The sequence below is a fragment of the Clostridium thailandense genome, assembly GCF_019207025.1.
Lineage (GTDB): Bacteria > Bacillota > Clostridia > Clostridiales > Clostridiaceae > Clostridium_AM > Clostridium_AM thailandense.
This window is the reverse complement of the sequence record NZ_JAEEGC010000236.1, coordinates 1-3,865: the sequence shown is the minus strand read 5'-3', so window position 1 is coordinate 3,865 and position 3,865 is coordinate 1. Positions and strand designations below refer to the sequence as shown.

At 28.9% G+C, this 3,865-nt stretch carries 3 protein-coding genes; 2 read left to right on the top strand and 1 reads right to left on the bottom strand.

Annotation, left to right across the window (positions count from 1 at the left end; genetic code table 11):
* Nucleotides 1-343 precede the first annotated feature (343 nt).
* On the top strand, nt 344-1,717 hold the full coding sequence (locus I6U48_RS29135) for a sensor domain-containing diguanylate cyclase (RefSeq protein WP_218324016.1): 1,374 nt from the start codon (nt 344-346) through the stop codon (nt 1,715-1,717).
* A gap of 315 nt (nt 1,718-2,032) precedes the next feature.
* Here I6U48_RS29135 and I6U48_RS29130 read toward each other — a convergent pair whose 3' ends face one another.
* Nucleotides 2,033-2,713 carry a Crp/Fnr family transcriptional regulator gene (locus I6U48_RS29130; RefSeq protein ID WP_218324015.1) on the bottom strand — a complete coding sequence of 227 codons (681 nt, stop codon included), beginning with the start codon at nt 2,711-2,713 and terminating at the stop codon, nt 2,033-2,035.
* A gap of 130 nt (nt 2,714-2,843) precedes the next feature.
* On the opposite strand from I6U48_RS29130, the gene I6U48_RS29125 reads away from it, so the two are divergent.
* A complete protein-coding gene (locus I6U48_RS29125; protein WP_218324014.1) occupies nt 2,844-3,575 on the top strand; it encodes an ATP-binding protein in 732 nt (243 codons plus the stop codon).
* Nucleotides 3,576-3,865 lie beyond the last annotated feature (290 nt).

The window sequence follows — 3,865 nt, the reverse complement described above, 5'->3', positions numbered from 1 at the left end:
TAATAAGCGGATTATTCTAAAGAATTTTATAATGAAAAGTAGTATAAAAGGGATTTCTAAGTAATAAGTTATAGAATGCCCTAGAGAGAAAGTAGATTTCTTTTCTAGGGTATTTTTATATTCTAATTTATAGTTGCTTAAGTGTTTTATATACTTTTTATGTTCTTAAATTAATGTATATTGGAATTATTTTCAATATTTTTCCATTTATTGCTTTGAAAATATAGTAATAAAATAAAATTTTTGCTATAAAAAATTAGGTTGTTATGGTAAAATTTAAGTGTAAAATTTGATTCTATTTTAAAAATTAATATTTCTTATAATAAGCTTAAGGAGTGTTAAAATGTTGCATTTTAATTTTTGCATAATTGTAATAGCGGTTCTTTCGGTATTACTAAACTATGTTTACTTCAATAATAATAGAAAACTAAAAAAATTGAATAGAGACTTAAAACTTCAAAGAACCTATTTTGATAAATTATTTGAGAATTCACAGGATGCAATTGTTATATTGGATAATAAAAGCAGGATTATAAGTGTTAATAAAGCTTTTGAGGTGCTTTTTCAGCATAAAAATGAAGAGGTCAGGGGGAGCAGTGTAGACTCTATCTTAGCGGATTATGAAACAAAAGATGCCTTTGAACTATCTAATATAGTTATGCAAGGAAAAACAGTTACTGCAGCAGATACAAAAAGAAAAAGGAAAGATGGAACATTAATTGAGGTTAGTGTACTAGCATTTCCAGTAATACTTGATACAAATCAGATTGGGATATACGCAGTTTATAAAGATATTAGGGATAGAAAAAAGTCAGAGCAAGCGTTAGAATTGCAAAAAACTTATTTTAGAAAACTCTTTGAAAATTCTCCGGAGGCAATATGTATAATAGATAATGAGGATAGATTTATAGATATAAATTATGCCTTTGAGAAGCTTTTTGGTTACTCTAAAGATGAACTTATAGCGCACTATATAAATAATCGTATTGTTTCAAATGAATTAGTTAATGAAGCCACTAAAATTTCAGAGGAAGTTATGGATGGTAAAGTAATTGAGTACGAATCTACTAGAATTAGAAAAGATGGAAGTATTGTTGAAGTTTGTATATTAGGCTATCCAATTGTTTTTGAAAGTAAGCAAGTAGGTGTATTTGGAATATATAGAAATATAACTGAAAGAAAAAAAATGGATAGAGAACTTATTTACATGAGTACACATGATGGACTCACAGGTTTATATAATAGAATATACTTTGAAAATTTGCTAAGTAAATATGACAAGGAAAAGAAAGAGGAGTTGGGGATTATTGTTTGTGATGTGGATGGATTAAAACTTGTAAACGATAACTTAGGTCATGATTGTGGTGATAAATTACTTGTTAATGCGGCCGATATAATAAGAATTGTTTGCGAAGAAAATAATGGTATTGCTGCAAGAATTGGCGGCGATGAATTCATAATAATAATAAATAATTGTTTGAAAGATGAATTAGAACTGGCAAACGAACTTCTACAAAAGAGTATAGGTGAGTTTAACTCCAATGACTCAAATATGTACTTAAGCATTTCCACAGGAATATCTTATAGAGGAAAAGAATTTAAAACAATGACTGAACTTTTTAAGCAAGCAGATAACCATATGTATTATCATAAAGCATGTAGAAAAGAGGAAAATGTTAAAAAAATAATGTATAAAATTATGCAAAATGTAATCTGAGAGAAAAGGAGCTGTTATACTTACAGATACCAACCGCCGAAAGTTAACTTACACTCCGTAATATGTTTCTAAGCCTCGGCACTATAAAAACTTTTTATCAATCTAAAGTTCAGTATTTTGAGAATCTAAGAATCTTTGATAAACTCGTACCTCAGACACATCGAATATTCTAAAATTTTCCAAAATGCTTCGCTAAGATTGACTAAAAAGTTTTTATATCTGCTTTCGACTTTAGAAACATATTCCTGCGTGTAAGTCAACTTTCGGCTATATATATCTGTAAGCGTAACAGCTCTTTTTTAAATATAATGTAGTTTAGTTATCTAAAACTTCTTCAAGCAGTTCGATATCTAAAATATTAATAGTATTTTTAACAAAATCTATTAGTCCTTCTTCTTTCATGCTAATCAATTCTCTTGAAAGGGAAGGTCGGGGAATACCAAGTTGTTCAGCCATTTCTTTTTTAGTACAGCTCAGAGTAATATTTAGCTTTTGCTGCATCTCGTATTCTTCTAAAATATAAGAGGCTATTTTTTGACGTATAGTCTTATAGGATATATTTCTTAGTTTATTATTCAACATAAGTATTTTATTAGATAAAAGAGTCATAAAGTTATTTAAAAACCTTGAATTTATGCTGCAAAGCTTTAGCATATTATCTTTGGATATAAACATAATTTTGGAGTTTTCAGGTGATGCAATAGTTGCGGGGTAGGTATTTCTATTTGAAAATAATATGACTTCTCCAAAGATGTGGCCTTCATTTAATTTGCTTATAGTCATAGTTTTTCCAGAAGCATATATCTTCTGTACTTCAACACTTCCATTTAATACAATTCCAATGCTTGAACAATTGGAACCTTCTAATGCGATGATTTCACCTTTAGAGAAAGAATTGATTGAATAGTTTATATCTTTGAGTAGCCCTTCAATATCATTATCTAAGAAGCCTTTCATAAGTATACACTGTTTTAAAACATTTATTAAATCTTTCATAGCAGCCCTCCAAAGAACACTTATTTGCAAAAATTTAAATTGATTTATATTTATAATGTAACATATGTTACTGACTATATAAATGTATTTTATTATAATGAAATCAATAAAACAAGAGGAGGAAATTTGTATGATAAGAAAAATCGTAAATATAGATAAATCAAAATGTAATGGCTGTAAATTATGTGTTAAGGCATGTCATGAAGGAGCTATTGAATTAATAGATGGAAAAGCAGTACTTATAAGTGATGAATATTGTGATGGACTTGGCGATTGCCTTCCAGAATGTCCAACTGGAGCTATTACAATAATTGAGAGAGAAAGCAAGGATTATGATGAAGAAGCTGTAGCTAAGAAAATAGAGGAGAGAAAACAATTAAGTGAAGAAAAAACTCTAGCTTGTGGATGTCCTGGTACAGCCGCTAAAATGATAGAAAGAAAGTCTCTAAAAGCAGCAATAAAAGTTAGCAGCATAAGATCTAATAAAGAAGAGAATATGTCAGAGCTAAGACAATGGCCTGTACAACTTAAACTTATAAATACACAGGCACCATATTTAAAGAATGCTAATCTTTTAATTGCAGCAGATTGTACTGCATATGCATATGGTAAATTTCATAGTGAATTCATTAAGGATCGCATTACTGTTATAGGGTGTCCTAAATTAGATGATATAAAATATTACGAGGAAAAGCTTGCGGAAATTCTTAAAAATAATGATATTAACAGTATAACAGTAGTAAGAATGGAAGTTCCTTGCTGCAGTGGAATTGTAAATGCAGTTAAAAATGCAATGCTTAAAGCACAAATAATAGTTCCATACAAAGAAGTAACTATATCTACTGATGGAAATATAATATAACCTATGCTCAAAACTTCACTTAAACCAGTGATTATATAAATAGAACAGAAAGTAGGCTTACCCCTCTGAATAAGTCCACTTTCTGTTCTTGTTATTTACAAATATAGATATAGGATGTTGTAATAAAGTCGGTTTTATATATCAAAAGATGGAAAATAAAAAAGTTCAACCCATTGATATTTAAGAATTTACTTAATGTAAAATTTTGTTTAATTACATCTTCCTATAGATAATCACACCAGAAAGTAGACTTATACGCAGGTATATGATTCCAAAGCTGAAGGCACATA